This is a genomic window from Leptolyngbya sp. KIOST-1 (assembly GCF_000763385.1).
In the GTDB taxonomy this organism is placed as follows: Bacteria; Cyanobacteriota; Cyanobacteriia; order Phormidesmidales; family Phormidesmidaceae; genus Nodosilinea.
In genome coordinates this window covers 500,791-524,091 of the sequence record NZ_JQFA01000002.1, presented here as the reverse complement: position 1 = coordinate 524,091, position 23,301 = coordinate 500,791, and the positions used below count along the sequence as shown (strand labels likewise).

The 23,301-nt window shown below is 62.0% G+C and carries 21 protein-coding genes and 1 pseudogene; 8 read left to right on the top strand and 14 right to left on the bottom strand.

Annotated elements, in window-relative coordinates:
- Positions 1-4: 4 nt before the first annotated feature.
- Positions 5-1,900: a molybdate ABC transporter permease subunit gene (modB, locus tag NF78_RS02490; RefSeq protein ID WP_052049662.1), complete on the bottom strand. Its 1,896-nt coding sequence runs from the start codon at positions 1,898-1,900 to the stop codon at positions 5-7.
- A gap of 5 nt (positions 1,901-1,905) precedes the next feature.
- Positions 1,906-2,718 carry a molybdate ABC transporter substrate-binding protein gene (gene modA, locus NF78_RS02485; protein ID WP_035984695.1) on the bottom strand — a complete coding sequence of 271 codons (813 nt, stop codon included), beginning with the start codon at positions 2,716-2,718 and terminating at the stop codon, positions 1,906-1,908.
- Between the two features lie 159 nt (positions 2,719-2,877).
- Between modA and NF78_RS32115 the strand changes: the two genes are divergently transcribed.
- Positions 2,878-3,312 (top strand): TOBE domain-containing protein, encoded by a 435-nt coding sequence (locus tag NF78_RS32115; protein ID WP_035984694.1) that lies wholly within the window; start codon positions 2,878-2,880, stop codon positions 3,310-3,312.
- A 138-nt stretch (positions 3,313-3,450) separates the two neighbouring features.
- Positions 3,451-4,248, top strand: coding sequence for a hypothetical protein (locus NF78_RS02475; RefSeq protein WP_156119612.1), 798 nt, complete (start codon positions 3,451-3,453; stop codon positions 4,246-4,248).
- A gap of 26 nt (positions 4,249-4,274) precedes the next feature.
- Here the strand turns inward: NF78_RS02475 and NF78_RS27930 are convergent, their stop codons facing one another.
- Together NF78_RS27930 and NF78_RS02465 are read right to left on the bottom strand one after the other, a co-directional pair.
- Complete coding sequence (locus NF78_RS27930; protein WP_052049659.1) at positions 4,275-6,140, bottom strand: diguanylate cyclase domain-containing protein; 1,866 nt, start codon at positions 6,138-6,140, stop codon at positions 4,275-4,277.
- A 246-nt stretch (positions 6,141-6,386) separates the two neighbouring features.
- Complete coding sequence (locus tag NF78_RS02465; RefSeq protein ID WP_052049657.1) at positions 6,387-6,650, bottom strand: hypothetical protein; 264 nt, start codon at positions 6,648-6,650, stop codon at positions 6,387-6,389.
- Between the two features lie 208 nt (positions 6,651-6,858).
- Here NF78_RS02465 and NF78_RS02460 point away from each other — a divergent pair, with 208 nt between their 5' ends.
- Positions 6,859-7,419: a type II CAAX prenyl endopeptidase Rce1 family protein gene (locus NF78_RS02460; protein WP_052049655.1), complete on the top strand. Its 561-nt coding sequence runs from the start codon at positions 6,859-6,861 to the stop codon at positions 7,417-7,419.
- A gap of 19 nt (positions 7,420-7,438) precedes the next feature.
- Here the strand turns inward: NF78_RS02460 and NF78_RS02455 are convergent, their stop codons facing one another.
- Positions 7,439-8,533: a tetratricopeptide repeat protein gene (locus tag NF78_RS02455; protein ID WP_035984691.1), complete on the bottom strand. Its 1,095-nt coding sequence runs from the start codon at positions 8,531-8,533 to the stop codon at positions 7,439-7,441.
- Positions 8,534-8,783: 250 nt separating this feature from the next.
- Here NF78_RS02455 and NF78_RS33200 point away from each other — a divergent pair.
- Positions 8,784-9,746: pseudogene (locus NF78_RS33200) on the top strand (ATP-binding protein); the annotation flags it as partial.
- 337 nt (positions 9,747-10,083) lie between these two features.
- Positions 10,084-10,704, top strand: a complete 621-nt coding sequence (locus NF78_RS33195; protein ID WP_318655445.1) for an ATP-binding protein — start codon at positions 10,084-10,086, stop codon at positions 10,702-10,704.
- A gap of 154 nt (positions 10,705-10,858) precedes the next feature.
- Here NF78_RS33195 and NF78_RS02445 read toward each other — a convergent pair whose 3' ends face one another.
- From NF78_RS02445 to NF78_RS02435, 3 genes are all read right to left on the bottom strand, one after another.
- Positions 10,859-11,431 (bottom strand): hypothetical protein, encoded by a 573-nt coding sequence (locus NF78_RS02445; protein ID WP_035984688.1) that lies wholly within the window; start codon positions 11,429-11,431, stop codon positions 10,859-10,861.
- Between the two features lie 104 nt (positions 11,432-11,535).
- Positions 11,536-12,882, bottom strand: coding sequence for a guanitoxin biosynthesis MATE family efflux transporter GntT (gene gntT, locus NF78_RS02440; RefSeq protein ID WP_052049653.1), 1,347 nt, complete (start codon positions 12,880-12,882; stop codon positions 11,536-11,538).
- A gap of 403 nt (positions 12,883-13,285) precedes the next feature.
- Positions 13,286-13,843, bottom strand: coding sequence for a hypothetical protein (locus tag NF78_RS02435; protein WP_035984686.1), 558 nt, complete (start codon positions 13,841-13,843; stop codon positions 13,286-13,288).
- A 766-nt stretch (positions 13,844-14,609) separates the two neighbouring features.
- Here NF78_RS02435 and NF78_RS02430 point away from each other — a divergent pair.
- Positions 14,610-15,758, top strand: coding sequence for a Gfo/Idh/MocA family protein (locus NF78_RS02430; protein ID WP_052049651.1), 1,149 nt, complete (start codon positions 14,610-14,612; stop codon positions 15,756-15,758).
- A 256-nt stretch (positions 15,759-16,014) separates the two neighbouring features.
- Here the strand turns inward: NF78_RS02430 and glgP are convergent, their stop codons facing one another.
- Positions 16,015-18,219 (bottom strand): alpha-glucan family phosphorylase, encoded by a 2,205-nt coding sequence (glgP, locus tag NF78_RS02425; protein WP_035984684.1) that lies wholly within the window; start codon positions 18,217-18,219, stop codon positions 16,015-16,017.
- A 284-nt stretch (positions 18,220-18,503) separates the two neighbouring features.
- On the opposite strand from glgP, the gene NF78_RS02420 reads away from it, so the two are divergent.
- Entirely contained in the window at positions 18,504-19,799 is a 1,296-nt protein-coding gene (locus NF78_RS02420; protein ID WP_035984681.1) for a YcbK family protein, read from the top strand.
- A gap of 57 nt (positions 19,800-19,856) precedes the next feature.
- Here NF78_RS02420 and NF78_RS02415 read toward each other — a convergent pair whose 3' ends face one another.
- Together NF78_RS02415 and NF78_RS02410 are read right to left on the bottom strand one after the other, a co-directional pair.
- Positions 19,857-20,231 (bottom strand): hypothetical protein, encoded by a 375-nt coding sequence (locus tag NF78_RS02415; protein WP_035984680.1) that lies wholly within the window; start codon positions 20,229-20,231, stop codon positions 19,857-19,859.
- 72 nt (positions 20,232-20,303) lie between these two features.
- The gene (locus tag NF78_RS02410) at positions 20,304-20,912 is read right to left on the bottom strand and encodes a DUF1176 domain-containing protein (protein ID WP_052049648.1); all 609 of its coding nucleotides are present in this window, start codon (positions 20,910-20,912) and stop codon (positions 20,304-20,306) included.
- 138 nt (positions 20,913-21,050) lie between these two features.
- Here NF78_RS02410 and NF78_RS02405 point away from each other — a divergent pair, with 138 nt between their 5' ends.
- Positions 21,051-21,302, top strand: a complete 252-nt coding sequence (locus NF78_RS02405; protein WP_035984675.1) for a hypothetical protein — start codon at positions 21,051-21,053, stop codon at positions 21,300-21,302.
- A gap of 100 nt (positions 21,303-21,402) precedes the next feature.
- Here NF78_RS02405 and NF78_RS02400 read toward each other — a convergent pair whose 3' ends face one another.
- The 3 genes from NF78_RS02400 to petN are packed head-to-tail and all read right to left on the bottom strand — an operon-like array spanning position 21,403 to position 23,075.
- On the bottom strand, positions 21,403-22,797 hold the full coding sequence (locus NF78_RS02400; protein ID WP_052049646.1) for a 16S rRNA (cytosine(967)-C(5))-methyltransferase: 1,395 nt from the start codon (positions 22,795-22,797) through the stop codon (positions 21,403-21,405).
- A gap of 1 nt (position 22,798) precedes the next feature.
- Complete coding sequence (locus NF78_RS31735; protein ID WP_197064748.1) at positions 22,799-22,966, bottom strand: hypothetical protein; 168 nt, start codon at positions 22,964-22,966, stop codon at positions 22,799-22,801.
- A gap of 19 nt (positions 22,967-22,985) precedes the next feature.
- Positions 22,986-23,075 (bottom strand): cytochrome b6-f complex subunit PetN, encoded by a 90-nt coding sequence (gene petN / locus NF78_RS02395; RefSeq protein ID WP_035984672.1) that lies wholly within the window; start codon positions 23,073-23,075, stop codon positions 22,986-22,988.
- Positions 23,076-23,301: the final 226 nt, after the last annotated feature.

Below are 23,301 nucleotides of genomic sequence, written 5' to 3'. Positions count from 1 at the left end.
AACGTCATACACCCACCGCACCCACCGACTGAGCCGAATCGCCCTCAGTCAGGTTGCCCTCCGGGCGATCGCCCAGCAGCAACACCCGCTCGGGAGCGAGCTGCACGAACCAAGGCAGGGGTTGTGCCTTGAGGACATGCCAGGTCTCCTTGGGCACTTCGGCCTGGATGTGGTGGGTGGGGACAGCTGGGTCAGGCGCACTGTGGAGCTTGAGAAACAGCGTCATGCGGTGGGGGGTTTCACTGGTGGCCACTAACCAGGCGGCGAAGGTATTGGGCTGGCTGGCATCGGTAGCAAACTGCACCTGGTGGGCGCGAAACCCCACCTGGCTGAGATCGGTGGGCAGGGGGGGCGCCACGGTCAGGGTGCAGTCCCAGTCCTGGGCCACCACGGTAGTGGGGGAGGCCGGCACGGCCTGGGAAAAGTTCTTGCAGCCAGTGATCTGGGCAGCGATCGCGCTTCCCGGTTGCTCGAACACCTGGTGGCGGCTGCCCTGGGTTATGGGCCGCCCCGCCGCCATCACCATGATCTGCGGGCATAGCCGAAATACCTCCTCCAGGTTGTGGGTGACAAACAGTGCCACCCCCCGATAGTGGGCCAGGGTGGTCAACAGCTGCTGCTCTACCTGGCTGCGCAGGAAAGTGTCCAGGGCCGAAAGGGGTTCGTCCAGCAGCAGTACCTCGGGGTCGGGGGCCAGGGCGCGGGCCAGGGCCACCCGCTGCTGCTGTCCACCGGAAATTTGCTGCGGGTAGCGATCGCCCAGCCCCTGCAGCTGCATTGCCGCCAGCCAGCCACTCACCCGCTGCCGCCGTTCCAATTTGGGCAGATGGTGGAGGCCAAAGCCAATGTTCTCGGCGATGGTCAGGTGCGGAAACAGCGCGTAGGTCTGAAACAGCAGCCCCACCCGCCGCTGGTGGCTGGGCAGGTTGATGCCCTTGTCACTGTCGAATAGCACCCGCCCATTGAGCACGATGCGCCCGCTGGTGGGGGTTTCGACCCCGGCAATGCAGCGCAGGGTCATCGACTTGCCCGAGCCCGAGGCTCCCAAAATGCCCAGCGCTTCGGCCCCGGCGGTGAAAGACACCTGCAGGGGAAAGGTCGCCAGCGCCTTGTGAAGCTCGACGTGAAGAGACGGCGTTGGGGCAGCGGCGAGGGGCGGAGGGTTAGGGATAAATGCCGGGGGCTGTTCGGGATTTTGGATGTTCCATGTTCCATTCTGGGCAGGGCCGGTGCGGTAGCGATCGCGGCGCTGGGCCTGCCACAGATTGGCCGCGATTAGCCCGGAAAGCGACACGGTGAGGATGATGGCCACCCATACCCAGGCCTCCTGCATCGCTCCGGCCTCGACCGCAAAATAAATCGCCATGGGCATAGTCTGGGTGCGGCCTGGAATGTTGCCCGCCACCATCAGCGTTGCCCCAAACTCGCCCAGGGCACGGGCAAAGGCCAGGGTGAGCCCCGCCAGCAGTCCCGGCACCGACAGGGGCAGCAAAATGCGCCAGAAAATGCGCTCCTCCCGGGCTCCCAGGGTGCGGGCCACCTGAATCAGGGCCGGGTCAATCTGCTCGAAGGCCCCCAGGGCGGTGCGGTACATCAGCGGAAAGGCCACCACCGTTGCCGCAATCACGGCCCCGTACCAGGTAAACACCAGGTTGACACCCAGCGATCGCAGCCCTGCCCCCAGCGGCCCGTTGCGGCCCAGCAGCAACAACAACACGAAACCGACCACCGTCGGCGGCAGCACGAGCGGGGCCACCAAAATCGCTTCAATCAGCGATTTACCCCGTCCCCGATAGTCCAGCATCCAGTAGGCAGCGGCGATGCCGAGAAAAAAGGCTGCCCCAGTGGCCAAACTGGCGACCCTGAAGGAAATCCACAAGGGCGATAGATCGAAAGACATAGGGCTCAGTCCAGCACGGTGAAGCCAAAGTCTTCGAATACGGCCCTGGCGGCATCGCTAACGAGATACTCCACAAAGGTTTGGGCGGCTTCGGGGTTGGCGGCATCGTCCAGGATGGCCAGGGGGTAGGTGATCGGCTTGTGCAAATCAGCGGCGGCGATCGCCACCACCGTCACCCGGTCAGAAATCGCCGCATCGGTAGCGTAGACCACCCCGGCATCCACATTGCCCGACTCCACCGCCGCCAGCACCCCCCGCACATTGTTGGCAAAAATTAGCTTGGGCTGGAGGGCTGCCAAAATGTCCAGGCTGGTAAACACCTGCTCGGCGTACTGGCCAGCAGGCACACTGCGAAATTCTCCCACCGAGATCCGCTCGACACTGGCCTGGGTAAGGTCGCTAAAGTCGCTCAGCCCCAGGGTTGAATCGTTGGGGGCAATCAAGACCAGGCGGTTGCCCAGCAGGTCGTGGCGGCTGCCCGCTTGCAGCAGACCTTGGGTTTCCAGCGCGTCCATCTGCGGCACCCCGGCGGAGATGAAAATATCCACGGGAGCCCCCTGCTCGATCTGCTGCTGGAGCGCCCCCGAGGAGCCAAAGTTGTAGTTGAGGGCGATCTCCGGGTGGGCCTGCTCAAAATCCGCCTGGATCACCTGCATGACATCCTGCAGGCTGGCCGCCACGGAAACCAGGAGAATGGTTTGGCGCTGGGCAGCGAGGGGCGGCTGGGCGGTGAGCGGTCGCTGGGGCTGAAGCGCCCAGCCGCCGGCCAGGCTGAGGCCCAGGGCGGCGGCGAACCAGAGAAAATTTCGTCTTTTCATAGTCTTCAGAGAGAATTGGGATGGATTTACCGTTTCGAAGCGTTGGGTTTACAGCTGTAGACCGACAGCTTTAGTTCCCCGGCAAATCTTTCTCCATAAGCATAAATTGATATACCAACCAAGTTGGTATTAGTCGATACCCTCACTGCGGGTTTTGCCATGCCGCGAAAAAGCCAAGGATGGATCACCTTTCAGGCCTCCGAAGAGGAGCGCAAAATTCTCGACGACTACTGCCAGCGCACCCAGCGCAGCAAAACCGACATTCTGCGGGAGCTGGTGCGCGGCCTGGAGCAGCGGCCCGACAGCACCCCAGGGGAAGACGAGGCTGCGCCCTTCGCCAGCGATCGCGATCAGCAGGAGTTTCTGGCTGTGCAGCGCGACTTTGCCATCAGCGCCCGCAACCTGCTGAGGGGCAAAATCACCGCGATCGCCATTGATGGGGTCAATGCCGAACTCACCCTGGCGATCGCGCCTGGGGTAGAGCTGGTGGCGATCATCACCGTATCCTCCGTGGAGCGCATGAACCTGACTGTGGGTAAGGCCGTCTATGCCGTGGTGAAGTCCAACAACGTGATGATCGCGGCGGTTCCATAGGGTCGCTAGAGCAGCGGTACAGACTGGGGAGTTGACGCCTAAATACCAACCTAGTTGGTATAGGCTGTGGCAGTTTTCGGCGACGGGATCTGTCACCGTTGAGATCGGTTTGGGGGGATGGGTGTTTGCGATCGCTGCATGGATTTGCCCCCGAGCGTCTATATGCTGAACAACGATTTGGCCCCGATTATCCGTTCCGACTTTCACCGGCTGCTGGTGGCCTCTGTGCTGCTGCATGCCCTGGTGTTGGCGGCTCCCTGGCCCGACCCCAGGCCACGATCTGTCTCCCCAGTTGAGGGGGAGGAAGCGGGCGAGGCAATCGCCACAGTGCGGCTGGAGGACTTGCTGACGGCCCAATCCGTCAATAGCCCGCCACCGCCCCCTTCCCCAGCACCCGCCGTCGGCAGCTATCCACCGAATTCGGGGATTCCCGCACCTCCGGCTCTGCCTGAGGTGGCTGCACCACCCCCCGCCGCGTCCCCTGCCACGGCCCCAGCCTCCCCAAGCAGTGACCCGGTCCCGGCCTTCAGTCCCACCCCTGCTTTGCCCGCCGCCGCCCAGGCCGAGCCAACCGAAGCACTCCAGACTGTCCTCAGCCAGCTCCAGGGAACGGGGGGCTCGACGGTGGCCGTCACCCCAGACCGGGTTGAGCAGCCCGAGGCTTTCTTTGACGGCTCAGCCCCAGGCCAGGGGAGCTATAGACCCGGCATCCTCCGCACCGCCCTGCTGGAGGGGCAAACTCCCAGCCAGGTGTTTATTGCCCTGCTGGCCAACAGTCGCGAGAGCGGCTTTCGCAGCACCCAGCGGGCCGACTACGGCGGCGGGGTGCTCTACGAGGTCGTGCGCCAAAATCAACGCTGGTTTTTTAACCTGGTGCCCACCCGCGCCCCTCAGGGTACCGCCGTTGTGGTTTGGCTCACCGAGCCGCTGCCCTGAGGCGTCTCCCCGGCCTGGAGGGTGCATCACTCCCCCAGGCCATCGCTGACCACATAGCCGTTGCGGCCCTGGGCCTTGGCCTCGTAGAGGGCCAGATCGGCCTGGTGAATCAGCTCGCGGGGGGAGTGCTCTTTGATGGAGGGGCGATGGCAGACGACGCCAAAGCTGAGGGTCAGAAACACAGACACCTGGGAGTAGGCGTGGGGCATCTGACACTGGGCGATCGCTGCCTGAACTTTTTCAACCACCTCGATTGCCCCCGCCAGGGTGGTGTCGGGCAGCAGCAGCACAAATTCTTCTCCGCCGTAGCGGGCGGCCAGATCCCCCGGTCGCTGGGCTACCGAGCTGAGCACCTGTGCCACCTGGCGCAGGCAGTCGTCCCCGGCCAGGTGGCCGTAGTTGTCGTTGTAGGGCTTGAAGTAGTCAATATCGCAGAGGATGAGCGACAGAAACCGCTGCTGGCGGCGGGCCCGCTGCCACTCCAGATCCAGAGCCTGGTCAAAGCTGCGGCGGTTGGCAATTTCCGTCAGCCCGTCCACGGTGGCGAGGCGGTTCAGCTCGGCGTTGACCAGCTGCAGCTTTTGGTTCAGTTCGGCCTGGGTGGCCTCGGCCTGCTTGCGATCGGTAATGTCGCGCACAATCACCAGCACCTCATCGGCGTTGAGGGGCATTACCCGCGATTCCTCGTAGTGCAGCTTGTGGTTGAGTTCCAGGGCGTGCTCATAGCGCTGGGGGGTGCCCGTCTCCAGGGCCAACCGGACGTAGTACATGCGCTGGTCGGCCAGATCCCTGGGGAAATCCTGATACACCGACTGGCGCTCGTTGGCCGCAATGGGGCCATAGAGCGTAATCTCGCCCCCCGAAATCAGGTTGAGAATATACCCGTCGCGGTTGACCCGCATCATCAGGTCGGGGATGGCATCTAGGATCACCTGCTGGGTAGCCTGGTGGTCTTTGAGGGCTAGCTCGGCTCGTTTGCGATCGCTAATATCGGTCGTGGTGCCGTCGATGCGGAGGGGCTTGCCCTCGGCGTTCCGCACCAGGCGGGCCTGACCCCGCACCCAGCGCTCGGTGCCATCAGCCCTAAAAATGCGGTACTCGCGGTCAATTTTGGCGTCCTGCATCAGGGCTTCAATATCGTCCCGCAGCAGGGGTTCATCCTCCGGGTGAAGGCAGTTAAACCACAGGTTGGCGTCGGCGACAAAGGCCTCTGGATCGTACCCGTAGATAGTTTTGGCGGTGGCGTTGACGTAGATGGTCTCCAGCGTCTCAGGGTGAACTGACCAGACCACGCACTCCAGGGAGTTGAGAATGCTGTCGATGCGCTGCTGCTGGAGTCGCAGGGCGGCCTCGGTACGCTGCAGCTTTTCGGAGCTGCTGATCATCCACTGCTCGAGCTGGCGGGAGAGCACGTCACGATCGATGTCGCTTTGCTTGCGCTGGGTAATGTCCCGCAGGATAAACAGGTGGTGATTGGGGTAGACATGGGCCGTAGCGGCAAACTCCACCGTTTTGATAGCACCACTGTTGAGCCGCAGCCGCTGTTCACCCCGCATCTGCCCGGCAGCGAGAAACTCCTGCCAGAGGCGGTCAAAGTCGGACTCAAACACCAAAAAATCGGCGATTCGTCGGCCCACGACGGCCTGAGGGGGCAGCTCGAGCAGCCCACAGGCGGCTTCATTAACCGCCACGAAGATGCCCTCGTGGTTGGCAATCAGCATGCCATCGGGGGAGGCATCAAACAGGGCCTGCCAGGTCAGGCCAGAGGACAGGTCTGAGGCGGCTGATTCAGTCGTTGCGATCGCCGCTGCCCCATCCGCATCAACATTAGCCTTGGACGGGTCTCCCAGGGCAGGCTCTAGCTCAGGTAAAGGGCGCGATTCAGCGGACAAGGGTTATCACAATCCGAAGAACTAAATGATTGAAGCTGTCTCACCGGGTCTGTCCCCGCAGACCACACCCGTTAGGGCCACTTAAAGTACCTGGGTGGGTACAGTTGCTGATACACCTGAAGGATTTGTTTCCGAAGATTTTATAGCTAGGATGCCCCCATCGTCAGGATTCCTGCAAGCGAGTGGCCCCCAATTTGGCCCGGTGACTGGAGCGCCTGCTCAATTCACCGCCTCAAGCTAACCCCCCTATCCCTGGGCGGTCAGCTGCCGATCCAGAGCGTGCAGGAGGATCTGGTACTCCGCTTCGCTGTTGACGGGGTATCGCTGCCAGTCGCCCTGGACTTTCAGGTCGGCAAACAGGCCAGTGGGGTCGTCGTGGAAGTGCAGAAATGCCGTCGATTTGCGATAAAACTTCCCGGCACTCTTTTCGGTGAGCGGTGGTACGCGCTCGCGTACCCGATCGAGGAGCGGGGCGAGGCGAGTCAATGTGTGGCTTTCGGCATGCTTCATTGCGGCCACTCCAGGGGCGAACTGTGTAGGATTAAACCATTGGAATGTCTCAAAATTATAGGCAATCGTAAACCGAAGGTTTTTACCCCCAGGACGCTATGGCAATCCTGTTGGAACGGTAAAAATCTGTAGGGCAGGCGTTGAATCAAAAGGGCCAGCCCGGGGATTGGTGAGGGGTTCTGTTCGCTGCTGCTACTGTGTTTGACCATTGCGCTACTTTCGTCTGCGGGCCTACATTGCGCTCAAGCTCACGCTCCATCGTCTGCGACAGGCGGTTACCACGCGTCCCCAGCCCCGCGATTGGTTGCTGGCGGCTGGGCTGACGCTGGCGCTGGGGGCGGCCACCGTTCCGCTGGGGCTGCGTAGCCATTTTCTCGCCCTTGGCCTGGCCGAGGTGACCTGGGCCGACGGGCTGCGGCTGGCGGCTCGGGTACTGGTGGTGCCCGCGCTGATTGAAGAAGGGTTTTGGCGGGTGCTGCTGCTGCCTCACCCGACGGAGATTATGAGCGATCGCCAGCGCTGGCGGCTGGGCTTCCCCATGCTGGGCCTGTTTGTGGTCATGCACCCGCTCAATGCCATGACCCTCTACCCCAGGGCCCTGGCCACCTTTACCGATCCGGTGTTTCTGCTGGCCGCCGCCCTGCTGGGGTTGGTCTGCACCTTTGCCTACTGGCGATCGGGTTCGCTGTGGATCGTGACCGCCATGCACTGGCTGGTCGTCACCGTATGGCTGCTGTTTTTAGGCGGTTACCACCAGCTCAGGCTGTAGTTTTGCTCCTCAGCAGCGATCAGCAGGCCTCCCACCAGTGGGTTTTACCCTTCAGCCTGAGCAGGCCCAGCACATAGTCGAGATAGGCCGCCTGATTCCAGTCGCCCCGACTTTGAAAGCGAATCCGGGCCGTCTCCAGCAGCTGCTGGGCCTGGTCTTTTTTACCCTGCATCGACAGGGCCGTGGCCAGCCGCTGGTAGGCTTCCACATCGTCAGGGTTCTGGCGCAGCGCCTGCTGGGACTCGGCCATGGCAGTTTGGCGCTGGGCCGCCCCCCCAGTCACCATCGGCAGCGCAATTTTGGTCTGCGCCTTCAAGGCGTCAGCGGCATCCCAGGCGGGCAGCGGGGGCAACCGTAAGAAATCGTTCACCTGTCGGATGACCACCGCCAGCTTGTCTGCGTCTCCTGAGTAGACTTTGGCGAAGGGAATGGTTTCGCCATTCTTAAGCACAATGGCCAGCCGGGCACCGATGCTGTCGTCGTCATCCTCTCTGGCCTGGCTCAATAGATCCAGCCGCATCCCTAGAATTTGCTGCAGGGAGCCCTGGTACTGGCGGGAGCCGGTCAGCCCCACCAGCCGCAGGCTAAAGCGATTGGCGCTCTTGTCAAAGCTGCAGGTCATCACTTTGGTGTTGAGCAGCATGAGTAGACCAACGCCGCTGAAGCAAAGCATAAATAGCCAGCCCAGCCAGCGGTTGTCCTCCCTCAGGTACAGACGGGACATGGTCTGCGTTTGCAGGAAGCGATTGACCCGGTCGGCCTGGTTGTTGGCCCTGAACCAGTCGTCGCTGTAGCCACGGTTGAACTCAATGGAGCCTTGATTGGTTTGCAAAAGCACCAGGTAACGGCTGTCGCCTTCACTGTTACGGGAGGAAAAAACCTCGGCCTCCTCTAGATCGGTGATGGGAAAGGTCTGGGTCTTTTGGTTAAACGTGTTGGAGTGGGTCAGCGTACATTGGCCCGTGGTGGCGCGATCGCACTGTAAGACCGATTTGCCCACCGCCACGGTGCCCACCACCAGCCCTATCACGACCAATGATGGGCTGATCAGCCACAGCGTCCAGGACCGCGATCGCAGCGTTAGCAGGTTCGCGCTTTGACGGCTCACTTTCATGGATAATTCCCCTGCTCAAAAATTCGGTTCGGCACCCTATGGGGCCGTCCAGGCCCCATCACTCTAAAAACATCAGCGGAACACGATTTTCCCCAGAGTTCCCAAAGATGATGCTCAGGGAGCAACGTGAGGATCAAACTCCCCTCCACCCTGGGGAATTCAGGATCGTTTCTCAATTTTTATAACGGCTGAGGGGCTGAGCCATGGTTTTGCCCGTCGGTAGTGAACCCTGAAACCAGGGCACCCTTAGATGCGCCCACTCCCCTGCTGTTGCCCAGAATCTGCCATGAATGACTTCTTTAAAGGCTTCGAACAACTGCTCGAACTGGCCAAAACCCTCGAAGAAAAGGCCGAGAGCGGTGAGCTAAAAACCAACGTGCAGATCAACACCCGCAGCTTCAGCAGCATTCCCCGCCAGGGCAATATTCCCGACATCGGCGTCAGCCGCATGAACCGCAACCCCGCCGCCAGCTCCGGGGACGACCCCGCCGTCGAAGAAGTGATCGTCACCCCACCCCCCGCTGGCGACGGCACCCCCTCATCTCCCCCACCCTCCCCATCTCCCTCATCCCCCCCTCACCACCCCACCATCCGCGACGTCGGCGGCCTCGCCCCCACCCTGCAGGAGCTGCGCGAACTGGTAGAAATCCCCCTCAAGCGGCCCGATGTGCTGGCCAAGCTGGGCCTGGAGCCCACCCGGGGCGTGCTGCTGGTGGGGCCCCCCGGCACCGGCAAAACCCTCACCGCCCGCTCCCTGGCCGAGGACCTGGGGGTGAACTACATCGCCATTGTCGGTCCCGAGGTGATGGGCAAGTACTACGGCGAGGCCGAACAGCGGCTGCGGGCAATTTTTGAAAAGGCCAAGAAGGCGGCCCCCTGTCTGGTGTTCATCGACGAGATCGACAGCCTGGCCCCCGATCGCAGCAAGGTGGAAGGCGAGGTGGAAAAGCGCCTGGTGGCCACTCTGCTGGGCCTGATGGACGGCTTCGCCCAGACCAACGGTGTGATTGTGCTGGCCGCCACCAACCGCCCCGACCACATCGACCCCGCCCTGCGCCGCCCGGGCCGCTTCGATCGCGAGGTGCAGTTCCGGGTGCCCGATCGCGCCGGACGGCTGGAAATTCTCCAGATTCAGACCCGGGAGATGCCCCTGGATGGGGTGAACCTGGAGGCCGTGGCCGATCTGTCCGTGGGCATGGTGGGGGCCGACCTCAAGGCCCTGTGCCAAAAGGCCGCCTACTTTGCCCTGCGCCGCCAGGTGCCCGACCTCTCCGGCCCGGTGCCCGACACCATGACCCTGGTGCAGGAGGACTTTCTCCAGGCGATCAGGGAGATCAAGCCCTCGGTGCTGCGCTCGGTGGAGGTGGAGTCGCCTGCGATCGCCTGGGAGGACATCGGCGGCCTGGAAGCCGTCAAACAAACCCTGCAAGAGTCGGTGGAGGGGGCGCTGCTCTACCCCGACTTGTATGCCCAAACCGGGGCCAAGGCCCCCCGGGGGCTGCTGCTGTGGGGGGCCCCCCGGCACGGGCAAAACCCTGCTGGCCAAGGCGGTGGCGGCCCAGGCCCGGGCCAACTTCATCGCCGTCAACGGTCCCGAGCTGCTGAGCCGCTGGGTAGGGGCCGCCGAACAGGCCGTGCGGGAGCTGTTTGCCAAGGCCCGCCAGGCCGCCCCCTGCGTGGTGTTCATCGATGAGATCGACACCCTGGTGCCCGCCCGGGGCCAGTACATGGGGGACTCTGGGGTGAGCGATCGCGTGGTCGGCCAGTTGCTCACCGAGCTGGACGGCCTCCAGGGCTGTCCCAACGTGCTGCTGATTGGCGCCACCAACCGCCCCAGCGCCCTCGATCCCGCCATTCTGCGGGCCGGACGGATTGATCTACAACTGGAGATTGGCCTGCCGGACACCGCCGGGCGACTGGCAATCTTGCAGGTGCACAACGGCGATCGCCCCCTGGAGGCCGTTGACCTCAACCACTGGGCCAGCCGCACCGAGGGCTGGAACGGAGCCGACCTGGCCCTGCTCAGCAACCAGGCGGCGCTGGAAGCCGTGCGTGAGTTCCGCGCCCAGGGCCACAGCGATCCCAGCCAGCTCCACATCGTCGCCCACCACTGGGAGCAGGCCTACCAGGCCATCCTCAGCCAGCGTAGCTCGGTGGCCAACCGGGGCTAGAGGCTTTATCCAACCAACAATTCATCATTCATGAACCCCGTAGGGGCGTAGCATGCTACGCCCCTACAAGGCGGGTGTGTTCAAAAAGGACGGGGTGTCTGGAGATTTGCCCCGCTCTGGATTGGTCACTATCGAAGCTTGTTTTGGGCTATTTCTAAGCGGCGGCTTCGCTAAAGATGACCTCACAATCGCGCAATCGCCGGTAGGTACGATAGCGGTTGTACAGATCTCGATTGGAGAAAAAGAACAGTGAAACCGCCTCCCACAAAAACACCCAACCGCCAATAAACAGCCCCTCGGTGAGTACGGAGGTGAAAATATTAATGTCCAGTGGTTCAGCCAATCGGGCCACCAAAAGCGTGCCCAAACCCGCAATCACGTAGCGGGCTGTGCGAGTGTTGATCAGCCGAATTTCCTTTTTTAGCAGGTAAAGCTTAAAGTCAACGCTGTTTCGCAGTCCCGCCCTGACCTCCTGCTCCATCGCTTCGTCGCGGCTACCGGGGGGTAGGGTAAAACACACCTCAAGGTCGTATTGTCGCGGAATTTCGTTGGCGCTGTTTTCTAAATAAAATTGCAAATCTTGATCGAGTTCCCGCCGTTTGAAAGGGGCCGGATCCCACTCGCTAAAAATATCGGTGTAGTGGTCGAGGGCGGCTTCGATCATGTAGGCGTTGTTGGCCTCATCGATCGCATAGATTTCGTTGAAAAGGTCTTCTTTTAGCGCCATAGCAGCCTCTGCCCTTAAATTAATTCCATTATCCTCCCCAGGATTGGCCGCAGTCATCAGCTATTGCTAGCCAGGTCAGACGGCGCTAGGAAGGCGGGCGGCACTCAGGCCAGAGACCTGGGCACCGCCCAGAGCAGGGTGAGGGCGCGGGCCGCCATCAACCCCACCAGGGCCAGCCACAGCAGGTGAGCGCTGCCGAGGGACTGGGCCAGCAGCGCCAGGGGCAAGAACCCCACCCCCGCCGCCAGTACCGTGGCGTTGCGGAGAACCTGGCCAGCGGTGAGGCCCAGAAAGTAGCCGTCGAGCATGTAGGCGATCGCCCCCAGCCCCAGCACCGGCACCAGCCAGACTACGTAGGTCTGCACCGTAGCAATCACCTCCTGGTGGCCGGTCAGCAAGCCAAACAGCGGCTGCGGAAACAGCACAAAGGCCAGGGCGAAGGACAGCCCCAGGGCAATGCTGATGAGGCCTCCCAGGCTAAGGAGCCGGCGCAGGTGAGCACCCTCGCCGCTGCCGTAGAATCGCCCCGCAAAGCTTTCGGTGGCAAAGGCAATGCCGTCGATAAAGTAGGCCGACAGCGTCACCACCTGCAGCAGCAGGGTGTTGGCCGCCAGGGTCTGGGTGCCCAGGGCGGAGCTGACGTTGGTAAACAGGGCAAAGCTCAGCACCAGGGCGAAGGTGCGCACCAGAATGTCGCGGTTGAGCAAAAATAACCCCTTGATCGCTTCAGCATTCCACCCCTGGGGCAGCACCGCCCAGAGCTTTTGAAAGCCCCCTTCGCGGGCTAGCAAGCCCACCCCAAGCAGTAGGGTCAGGTATTGACTCATGGCCGTACCCAGACCAGCCCCGGTACTGGCCCAGCCCAGTTGGTTAATGAACAGGTAGTTAAACACCACGTTGCTGCCATTGCCCACCATCGACAGGGCAATCACTCGTCGCCCCTTCTCCCGGCCCAAAAACCAGCCCATCAGCACCAGGTTCAGCAGCACCGCCGGGGCATCCCAAATGCGGGCGTTGTAGAACTCCAGCCCCGCTGCCCGCACCTGCGGTTCGCCGCTGAGCAGGGCAAAGCCCAGGTTGCGAATGGGGGCTTGCAGCAGCAGAATCAGCAGACCAAAGGTGAGGGCGATCGCCCCGTTGCGCAGCAGAATCAGCCACAGTTCGTCGCGATCGCCGCGCCCCCGCGCCTGGGCCGTGGTGCCGGTGGTGCCCATGCGCAAAAAGCCAAAGCTCCAGTACACCACGTTAAAAATTACCGTGGCCAGGGCCACGCCGCCCAGGTGGCGGATGTCGTCGAGGTGGCCGAGAAAGGCGGTATCCACCAGGGCCGCCAGGGGCACCATCAGGTTGGAGATGATGTTGGCCGCCGCCAGCCGGAGAAAGCTGGGCAGAAAGGTAGGCGGGGGCGAGGAATCGGGGGCGACTGGGGGCGAAGGGGAATTGCGGGCCATGGGCAGGCGGCTTTTTGCCTGATTGGAGGAATACCTTCAATAGTGAACCGTAGACGGCACTCCTGTGTAACGCCAGGGCCACCATCACCCCTGCGATCGGGGTGATGGACAACGGAAACCAGACCAACCTTTAGTGCTCTGTCAAACCTAAAGTTTGTAGGTTGGGTGGCGCGCTTGAAGAACCCCAAAAGGCTGACTGGCGTTGGGTTACGCTCCGCTTCACTCGACCTACGGGAACCCTAATTTTTTAGCTTTGACGCTGCATTAGGTTTAAGACTCTCTGGGTGGCTATAGCTTAACTCCGGTCGAGCGATAGGTCTACGGAGGTCAGATGGGTCAAGAAAGGCATATTTTGCTCTGGTTTTTGGGGTCCTTAAAGTCGGGTTATATACCCCGCTGAAGCTCAGTCCTGAGGCACAGAATAGACGTCCCAAGCTTGAATATTGTGATCGGTTAAAGCCGACTCCGCCTGCTGTAGCTCAGCCTGGCTGCCATCGATAATTACCATAAAATTCTGGTTAATTAAGCGATCGCTGAACCCGCCCACTTTTTCCTGGGGAACGCCTAGGGACTTCAGCCCTTCTTTCAGGTTCTGGGTCGCTAAGGCCCCGGCCCCCTGCCCGGCCATCACTCCAGAAAACGCTGCACCCACAGAGCCCGCCGCTAGCACTGCCCCCAGGCCGCCAGGAATAGCAAAGGCGCTCAGCCCCCCCAGCAACCCGCCCCAAAAGGCTCCGGTGTTGGCCTGCTCCGGCAGGCGCTTGGAGTCGTTAATGTCCTGACCCTGAACCTGGTGCCCGGTTTTAGCGCCGCCGGCCACCGTATCTTCTGTTAACTGCTTGGCCAAAATTGATACCTGATCCATCGAAAAGCCAGAGGATTTTAACGCTCGAATCGCTTTCTCGGCCTGGTTTTCCCCGGAGAAAAAACCGATGCCTCGGTGGGTGTGCTGCTCTGCCATGGGGGTCTCCTGCTATCGGACATTGTGAGAAATTTGAGACGCGCTTGTAGCGCTCCCCTTTATCCTTTTTGATTTCAGAGCGATCCTCATCGACCGTCGGACATAACCTTTTTTGGGGTAAAAAAGCTGATTTTCCTTGGGGCTTTATCGACAAAAACATTTGGCCAGAGTGGTGATAGGTGGCTGATGTTTTTTGGTCAGTCAAATTAAGAAATGCTACATTTTCCGCCGCATTCTCCACGGCCAGATTTTTAAGTGGATGGACGACGTGCGCTTGCGGACAAATGGTGCCCCGATCCGATCAGCCTGCTCAAATTACTCTGATCCGATCAGTAGGTATTCTCAATGTCCGTAGTACTGGAATAAGCTTTGATTCGGAGTCGTTGCTGAATGCAGGTATGATATGCCCCCCCAGCCCCCCAATTTTGGGGGGATCGAAATCTCAAAGTCCCCCAGAATTGGGGGGCTGGAGGGCGATGAAAAGATGTCAAGTTTATAGATTCATTACTCAATTTAGCAACGCCCTTTGACTCGGAATCTACCCCTGGCAAATCTCCAAATTAGGCCGAGCAAACACCGGTTGCCCAGGTGCAAGCTTCGCTCGTTTGGAGCGATCGCACCCGCGCCAGTTTTCACTATTTCTAACCAAAGACTGAGCTGCTCCCGGTATTAATCTGTCTCGCTTGTCAGAGGAGGTGCGCGGTATAGGTTCCTAGGCTGAGGGCATTGGTCCGGGAATTTGTTCCAGTTCAATTTGGAGATCGCTATGCCCTCACCTCAACCTGCCGTTACCCAGCAACCCTTGAACCAGGGGGAGCAAAAAATTCGCTACGCCATTGTGGGCCTGGGTTGGTTTGCTCAGGTTGCGGCTATGCCCTCCTTTCCCAATGCCGAAAACTCCGAAGTTGTGGCGCTGGTCTCTGACGACCCCACCAAGCAAAAAGAGCTGAGCCAGAAGTATGGCATTCGGCACACCTACAGCTACGACCAGTACGAAGACTGTCTGACCAGCGGCGAGATCGATGCGGTCTACATTGCGCTGCCCAACCACCTGCACTGCGAGTACACGGTGCGGGCCGCCAACCAGGGCATTCACGTGCTGTGCGAAAAGCCGATGGCCACCACCGTCGCCGAGGGCGAACAGATGATTGAGGCCTGCCGTCGCAACGGCGTTAAGCTGATGATTGCCTACCGCCTGCACCTCGACCCCGCCAACATGCGGGCGGTTGAGATCGCGCAGTCGGGTCAGATTGGCGAGCCTCGCTTCTTCAACTCGGTTTTTTCTCAGCAGGTGACGGGGGACAACACTCGCCTGCAGCGAGCAACGGGCGGCGGCACCCTCGAAGACATCGGCATTTACTGCATCAACGCGGCGCGATACCTGTTTCAGGACGAACCGACGGAGGTATTTGCCGTGGCCGCCAACAACGGCGAAGAGCGCTTTCGCGAAGTGGACGAAATGACCAGCGTGATTCTGCGCTTTCCCCGGCAGCGGCTGGCCAACTTTACCGTCAGCTTTGGGGCCAGCAAAGTATCGACCTATCAGGTCGTCGGCACCCAGGGCGATTTGCGCCTCGACCCGGCCTATGCCTGGCAGGGCGAACTGACCCACTACCTGACTATCGATGGCGAAACCCGGGAACAGTCCTTTGAGCCCCACGGTCAGTTGGCGGCTGAGTTTGCCTACTTTTCAAACTGCATTTTGCAGAATGAGGACCTGGAGCCGTCCGGGGTGGAAGGGCTAAACGATATTCGGATTATCCAGGCGCTGCACCAGTCGATCGAGGCCCGGCAACCGGTGCCCCTGGAGACCATGGATCACCCCCCTCATCCCAACCCCGACCTGATCACGGTGCGCTCGCCCAATGCAGATCAGCCAAAGCCTGTCCATGCCGCCAGTCCGGGGAACAGCTAGCCGCCAGCTCTACATCCCTGACGAAAACCACAGCCCCCTCACCCCCGAGGGGGCCTACCCGCAGTTCAAAGCCGGGTAGACCCTTCAAGCTAGTACTCTGCGGCAACAGTCAACCAACTGTTCCTGACACCTAACACCTGACACCTAACACCTGACACCTGACACCTGACACCTGACACCTGACACCTGACACCTGACACCTGACGCCCCCAGCAAAGATTGCTCTATCTCTGCTCGCCAGTGCTAGCTTGAAGGGTCAACCCCCTGCCCCCACCGCCACAGGCTCTGGGCTGGGCAGGTACATCTGGGTGAGGTAGTCGGCCACCATGCGATCGCTGTTGTAGTAGGGCGCGCAGGACTGGATCGACGCCTTCATCATCGCAATCCACTGGCGGGGCAGCCCGGCCAGATCGCGCTGGTAGTACAGGGGGGCAATGTGGTGCTCCAGCAGGTCGTAGAGGGAGTCGGCATCCTGGTGATTTTGGCTGTCGTGGTCGGTGGCGGGGTTGGCTTTGCCAATCACCCAGCCGTTGGCCACTTGGCCTGCCCCCCCAGCCTGGTAGGCTTCGGCCCACCAACCGTCGAGGGTGGCGCAGTTGAGGCCGCCGTTGAGGGCTACCTTTTGGCCACTGGTGCCGGAGGCCTCGGGGCGGCGGGGGTGGTTCAGCCACAGATCGACCCCGGCCAGCAGCCGCTTGGCCACCGCCATATCGTAGTCTTCGATGAAGGCGACGCGATCGCGCAGGGCCGGGTGGCGGCACCACTCCATCAGCCGCTGAATAATTCGCTTACCCTCCTCATCGGTAGGGTTGGCCTTGCCCGCAAACACGATCTGAATGGGGCGGCGGGGGTGGGCCAGAATGCGGATGGCTCGGTGCAGATCGCTGAACAGCAGCTCGCCCCGCTTATAGGGGCTAAACCGGCGGCCAAAGCCCAGGGTGAGCACTGCCGGATCGAGCAGATGATCGACGGCGGCAATTTCATCGGCGGCCTCGCCCCGACTGAGGCGGGCCGTGCGGACGCGGTCGCGGGTGTAGGCGATCAACCGTTCCTTGAGCAGGCTGTGCCGCTGCCACAGCTGCTCGTCAGGAATCGCGTCGATGCGACTCCAGCGGCTGGGGTCGGGGGTGGGAGTAGGGTCGTCGTAGCCCAGGTACTGACGATAGAGGTCGCCCATCAGCGGGGCTGTCCAGGTGGCGGCGTGGACACCGTTGGTAATTGCCCCAATTGGCACCTGCTCAACGGCGCGATCGGGGTAGAGGGCCTGCCACATCTCGCGGCAGAGCTCGCCGTGGCGGGGGCTGACGCCGTTGGCCTTACCGCTCAGGCGCAGGGCCAGCACCGTCATTGAGAAGAGATCCCAGGGGTCGTCGGGGCGGCGGTTGCCCAGGGCCAGAAAGTCCTCCCGCGACAGGCCCAGGTGGGGCCAGTAGCCGCCCAAAAACGACTCGATCAGGTCGGCGGCAAACACGTTGCTGGCCGCCGATACAGGGGAATGGGTGGTAAACACGCTGCGCTGGCGCACCTGGGTCGCGATCGCGCCAAAGTCGGCCTCGCTGTAGCGCAGGTCGCGCAGGGCCACCTCCAGCAGCCCAAAGGCCCCGTGACTGCCGTTAAGGTGGTAGACCATCGGCTCAATGTCGAGGGCGTAGAGCATGCGCACGCCGCCAATGCCCAGCACCAGGGCCTGGGCCAGCCGGGTTTCGGGGTTGCCGCCGTAGAGCTGACTGGTGATGCGGCGATCGAGGGGATCGTTGTCGCTGCGATCGGTGTCGAGCAGGTACAGCTGCGATCGCCCCACCTGCACCCGCCACACCTGCACCCGCACCGGCCGCTGGCGAATGTCGAGCTTGATCGTCACCGGCTGGCCAAACTCGTCGCGCACCAGCTCCATTGGCAGGTGGTTCACCTCGCAGTGGGCGTAGTGCTCTTCCTGCCAGCCGCTGCGGTTGAGGTGCTGATGACAGTAGCCCTGGCGGTAGAGCAGCCCCACCCCCACCATCGGTACCCCCAGGTCCGAGGCCGATTTGAGACTGTCCCCCGCTAGCACCCCCAGCCCCCCGGCGTAGAGGGGCAGCGACTCGTGCAGACCAAACTCAATACAAAAGTAGGCCACCGGGCGATCGGGGCTGAGCTGAGGGGCGACCTGGCTGGCCCAGGCCGCCCGATTGCCCCCCTGTAAGGGGTGACCGCTGCGGCGGTAGGTCTCGAACTGGCTGGTCAAGTGCCGCAGCCGATTGAGGTAGTAAGGATCTTCGGCCACCTGCCAAAGCCGCTCGTGGGGGACGGCCTCCAGCAGCGCCACCGGATTGTGGCCACAGTCCTGCCAGCGGGTGGGGTCAATGGTGCTAAACAGCGAAACCCGTTCCTCAGTCCAGCTCCACCAGTAGTTGTAGGCCAGATCGGCCAGGGATACCAGGGGGGTGGGGAGTTTGGCCTTGAGGCGGGTTACGGAAGCCATGGGCAGGGGATGAACGGTCGGCGGGACTGGTCGAGGCCTCTCCCAGCATAGGGGAGAAAACTACCTACAAGCTACATAAATTGGTTTGCCCCGTCTGGGTTAGCGCTTTTTTCCTGGTTCTTCGACGACTCTCAAAGGCTTTCTGTCCCGCTCGCAGCGTTGGAACCAGAGGCATTCGAAAGCGGTCTGGCGTTACAGCGGTTTGCACCTCTCTGGGGGAGGATGTCTCAGAAACAAAAAATGGTGCTATATGATTAGGCCGTGGCGAGAGTGGGGATGACAGGGTGAATCAAGTTTTACGGGTAAATCAGCCCACGGTGTTTGTGATCAGGCCCGAGCCTCCGTCCCAGCTGGCGGCCAACGAACAGGTGGCGATCGCGGCGGGCACCGTCTACCCCCTCCATTCCTACGCCTACGCCGATATCGACGGTGGGTTTAACGGTCACGTCAAGGTCGCCCTCCGCGATCGCACCATCAGCGGCTTCAACACCTGGTTTGTGCCGGGTCGGCACATTCAGATCGAGGCCGATGGCGTGCTGGTCTACCCCCACGAAGACCAGGAAACCATACCCATTCTGTGGATCAACGTCGGCACCCTGCTGAAGCGCCGCCCCCTCGACTCTACGCTACTGGACCCCAGCGAAACCGTGGCCGTGTCGCGGGGGCGCACCTTTAGCCTGCACTCCTACGCCTTTGCCGACAGCCAGGGCAACTTCAACAACCACATCAAGTTTGCCATTCGCAACACCGAAGACTTTGTCAATGGCCTCAGCACCTGGTTTGTGTTTACCCCCCACGCCTTTGTCACCCTGGACGACGAGGTGGTCTACCCGCGCCCGGACCCCAACGCCTTTATTCTGCGGGTGATTGCCAACACCCTGTTCAAGCGGCGCCCGGTGGACAGTAGCCAACTGGCCTCCAACGAACGGGTGGCGGCACCACCTGGCACCACCATTGTGCTGGCTGCCTACGCCTTTGCCGATGCCCAGGGGTCGTTTAATGGGCATATTCGCTTTACCATTCGCTACGTCAAAGACGACATCAACAACCTCAACACCTGGTACGTGTTCCAGGGCCACGCCCGGGTCGAGCGGGCTGGGGTTGTGGTGTATCCCCCCCCGGCCCCACCGGCCCCACCGCCGCCACCCCAGTACGTCGGACGCCCCTTCCGGCTGCCGGGCAATACCTCCACGTTTTACACCGACCAGCCGATCATTCCCGGCGGCAACTTTACCTGGGGCGAGGCCACCCGCGACGCCACCCGCATTCCCGAAACCGTGACCATCGTCAACAACATCATTGGCCTGGCCCGGGCCCTGCAGCCGGTGCGCGATCGCCTCAATCGCCCCTTTCAGGTCAACTCCTGGTATCGCCCGCCCGCGGTCAACGCGGCGGTGGGGGGCGCGTCCCAGAGCCAGCATTTGTTTGGCCGGGCGGTGGATGTGCAGGTGCAGGGGCTCAGCGGCCGCCAGGTGGCCAACGCGGTGATGCTCACCTGGCCAGGGGGGGTCGGCATCTACAGCAACATTCCCAACATCATTCACCTCGACACCGGCCCCAGGCGGGTCTGGGGCTTTTAGTCCCCAGCCGGCTGAATGTTACACAACCCGCCGCTGAGCCAGGGAATTGCTGCCAGGCTACGGGGCAGGGCGCGGGGTCGGCTCCCGGGGCGGCAGGTGCCGCTCCAGACTCCAGTAACTGACTCCCCGCGCCGCCAGTAGCCATCCGTTGACCACCAGCAGTAGCGGCTTCAGCCCCAGCCACTGGGATAGGGGCATGGGCCTGACCAGCAGATGCAGCAGAATCACCCCAACCAGCAGTAGCGCGTTGAACGCCAGCAGCGATCGCCAGTGGTTGACGGGCCAGCCGGGGTGCCGATACCAGGGCTGCCGGGCGGCATAGGCGGCGTAGCAGCTGCGGTGCAGCGGCTGTAGACTGCGACCTACAACGGCCAGGGACTGGCGAGATCGGATGGCCCGGCCACAGTGACTGCAAAGAATTTCGCGCGGCATACCCCTCCAATGTCTGCGGCCTGTGTGAGTTTAGGGCGGCTCATCAATGGCTCATCAATGGCTCATCAATGGCTAAGGATAGATCTGCGGGTAGTCGTCGGGGTTGACAAACTCCCCTGGCGAGTCGCTGCAGGCCTGGTAGCGGAAGGTGGTCAGCTCCAGGTCGCCCTCCGCCCAGCGATACTCCGCCAGCGAGCCACAGTCCCCCAGCCCCCGGGCCTTGCTGAACACCGTCAGGAGGCTGGTGTCTGGGTCAAAGCTGGCCAGTCCGCCCACGGTGGCCTCGCTGCTGCGCTCAAACGCTCCCGTCTCGTCGGGGTAGAACCCATCTAGGGTCAGCGGTTGCAGGGTGCCATCGGGATTCACCCCCACGAACGCATAGACCGACTGGTAGGCAGCTCTGGCGCAATGGATCTCCACCAAAGCGCGATCGCCCGCCCGGTACACCTGCGACTCGGCCTCAGCCACCTCCGGCTGGTAGAAGCCATCGCAGAGGTCCTGCTCCTCCACCTGCTCCAGCACCGTCTGGAGCAGCACCTCATCGGCGGGCAGCGCGCTTGGGGTGGAGTCGGCGGTGGCCGGGGGGGAGGCTGACCCGGAGGGCGCAGGGGCATTGCACCCCGCGATCGCCACCAGCAGCAGGGCTGCCGTTGCGCTCCAGCCTGGATTGAGTTGTTTCACTACAGTCTCCTTGGGGCGATCGCCGATTGTCGTACCAGTATTCCCGCCGCTGGAGTCGTATCATCTGCAGCGGGTTCCGTTCCCTAGTTATCATAGAAAACGAATTCACCGATTTTTACTGGATTTTGTTGAATAATCATGGCCCAGCCTAGACATACCCAGGCCCATCTCTCGCGCACGGTGCCCAAGGGTCAATCTGAATTTTTCAAAAAGCGCACCCGCGACTCCATGGAGTACTACATGGGAGCCAAGCTGCTGGAGGTCGGGGTCAACCCTAAAAACACCGTCTACCGCTGGACCTCCGAGATCAAGGGCAGCCAGGAAGTGATTACCGTCAGCGCCTACTGGGGCGAGTCGCGCGAAAAGCTGGAGGCCGAGGAAAACGCCTGATCACAGCCCCCAGTATTGGCGGGCAGCCATATAACAACCCTTGCTGTGGGTGCCGGGTGCCAGGTGTCAGGAATGGTTGGCTAACTTACGCCGCAGCGTCCTAGTTCGCCTGGAGCTTCACCATAAAAAAACCGTCCATGTTGTGGCGGTGGGGCCAAACCCGTACCCAGCCCTGGGGGGCAACCTCCAGCCCACCGCCAAACTCCGGTTCAGGCGGCTGAACCCGCCAGGCGGGGTGAGCCTGACAAAAAGCCTTAATCACCGCTTCGTTTTCGGCGGGGTGCAGGGTGCAGGTGGCATAGACCAGGCTGCCCCTGGGCTTGACGCAGCGCGCCGCTTCGGCCAGCAGAGCGCTCTGCAGCTCGGCCAGGGCGGCAATGCTGGCAGGGTTCTGTCGCCAGCGGGCGTCGGCGTGGCGGTGCAGAGTGCCCAGGCCCGAGCAGGGTGCGTCGACCAGCACCCGGTCAAACCGCTGGTGAAACGGGGTCAGATCGGTGCTGTCCCCGGCGTGGGTGTGCAGGTTGCCCAGGCCCAGACGGGTGGCATTGGCGGTGATTTTTTTCAGCCGGGAGGGGGCGCGATCGCAGGCCCATACCGTCCCCTCCGGGCCAATGATTTCAGCGATTTGGGTGGCCTTGCCCCCCGGTGCCGCACAGACATCCAGCACCGTATCGTTCGCCTGGGGGTCGAGCAGCAGCCCCACCAGCTGAGCACTGGCATCCTGCACGCTCCACCAGCCAGCTTCGTAGCCGGGCAGGTCGCTCAGGGCCCCCTGGTGGTTGACCAGGCGCAGCCCCCAGGGCAGACCGGGGATGGAGGTCACCGCAATGCCCGCGGCGCCAAAGGCCGTACGCACCGCTTCAACTGTCGTTTGCTGACGGTTCACCCGCAGGTCTATGGCGGGCACCTGATTGAACCAGCCACAGAGTCGCTCCGTTTCCTCGTAGCCAATCTGTTCCAGCCAGAGGGCCACCAACCAGTCGGGATAGCTGTGCAGGACGCCCAGGGCGGCGGCCGGCTGAGGGGGCAAAACCAGAGGGTCCTCGCCCGCCTCGGACCGGCGCAGGTACTGGCGCAGCATGCCGTTCACCACCCCCGCCAGACGGCCCAACCCGCTGGCCTTGGCCAGATCCACGCTGGTATTTACCGCCGCCGAAGCGGGGACAGCGCTCAGATAGCGCAATTGGTAAAGCCCCAGGTGCAGCACAAGCCGCAGCACCGGGGGCTGTTTGTCAGCGGGGCGGTTACCCAGCTGGTCGATCAGAGCATCCAGGGTGCGCTGCCGACGGACGCTGCCGTAGACCAGCTCGGTGGCAAAGGCGCGTTCCGCGGAGCGTTCCCCAGGGAAATCGCCCTCGCTCAGACTTCCCTGGGACAGGGTGCGGTGCAGGGCCACATCGGCGTAGGCCCCCGCCTGCACTTGAAGCAGTACGTTCAGCGCCAACTGCCGCGCCGTTGTAGGGGCGGCGGCCCGAGGAGACGTAGGCTTAGCCAAGCTACGATTTGGCGCGTCGCTTGGGGGCCGCCTGGTCATTCTTGCGCCGTCGGCGATCGCGCCAGTCGGCGGCTGTCAGGTAGATGACCCCGCCGGTCACAACCACCATCAGCACCAGGGCGATCGTCGCTAATACACTAAAGGCTTGAGCTTGTAGAGTTGCTTCCATAGCTACACCGGCACTGGGCTTAGAACCCGTTGCGACCCCAAACCACCATCGACAGAGAGAAGGTAAACACTACCAGCAGCGCCACCCAGCCAAAGGTCAAGATATCCATAGATGTTTCTAAAACGGCAAACCAACACAGTTACCCCATCATAATGCCACGAGGCGGGGAACGTTCCAACGGTTGAGTGGTTCAATGTTGGCAGGGTTCTCACCATTTAAGGCGCTCCACCGTCGCAGCGCCCAGGCTGGAGTGAACCAACCTACAGACCTATGGCCCCCAAAGAAAAACCCCCATCCACGGCGATGGGGGTTGGTAGAACCGCTGAACTCGTATG

Coding starts and splice junctions, on each gene's coding strand:
- NF78_RS02455 (WP_035984691.1), bottom strand. CDS start 8,533: ATGAAAGTGAGCCGTCAAAGCGCGAACCTGCTAACGCTGCGATCGCGG.
- glgP (WP_035984684.1), bottom strand. CDS start 18,219: ATGGCTTCCGTAACCCGCCTCAAGGCCAAACTCCCCACCCCCCTGGTA.
- NF78_RS02435 (WP_035984686.1), bottom strand. CDS start 13,843: ATGGCAGAGCAGCACACCCACCGAGGCATCGGTTTTTTCTCCGGGGAA.
- NF78_RS02465 (WP_052049657.1), bottom strand. CDS start 6,650: ATGAAGCATGCCGAAAGCCACACATTGACTCGCCTCGCCCCGCTCCTC.
- NF78_RS02445 (WP_035984688.1), bottom strand. CDS start 11,431: ATGGCGCTAAAAGAAGACCTTTTCAACGAAATCTATGCGATCGATGAG.
- NF78_RS02405 (WP_035984675.1), top strand. CDS start 21,051: ATGGCCCAGCCTAGACATACCCAGGCCCATCTCTCGCGCACGGTGCCC.
- petN (WP_035984672.1), bottom strand. CDS start 23,075: ATGGATATCTTGACCTTTGGCTGGGTGGCGCTGCTGGTAGTGTTTACC.
- NF78_RS02415 (WP_035984680.1), bottom strand. CDS start 20,231: ATGCCGCGCGAAATTCTTTGCAGTCACTGTGGCCGGGCCATCCGATCT.
- NF78_RS31735 (WP_197064748.1), bottom strand. CDS start 22,966: ATGGAAGCAACTCTACAAGCTCAAGCCTTTAGTGTATTAGCGACGATC.
- gntT (WP_052049653.1), bottom strand. CDS start 12,882: ATGGCCCGCAATTCCCCTTCGCCCCCAGTCGCCCCCGATTCCTCGCCC.
- modA (WP_035984695.1), bottom strand. CDS start 2,718: ATGAAAAGACGAAATTTTCTCTGGTTCGCCGCCGCCCTGGGCCTCAGC.
- modB (WP_052049662.1), bottom strand. CDS start 1,900: ATGTCTTTCGATCTATCGCCCTTGTGGATTTCCTTCAGGGTCGCCAGT.
- NF78_RS02475 (WP_156119612.1), top strand. CDS start 3,451: ATGGATTTGCCCCCGAGCGTCTATATGCTGAACAACGATTTGGCCCCG.
- NF78_RS02430 (WP_052049651.1), top strand. CDS start 14,610: ATGCCCTCACCTCAACCTGCCGTTACCCAGCAACCCTTGAACCAGGGG.
- NF78_RS32115 (WP_035984694.1), top strand. CDS start 2,878: ATGCCGCGAAAAAGCCAAGGATGGATCACCTTTCAGGCCTCCGAAGAG.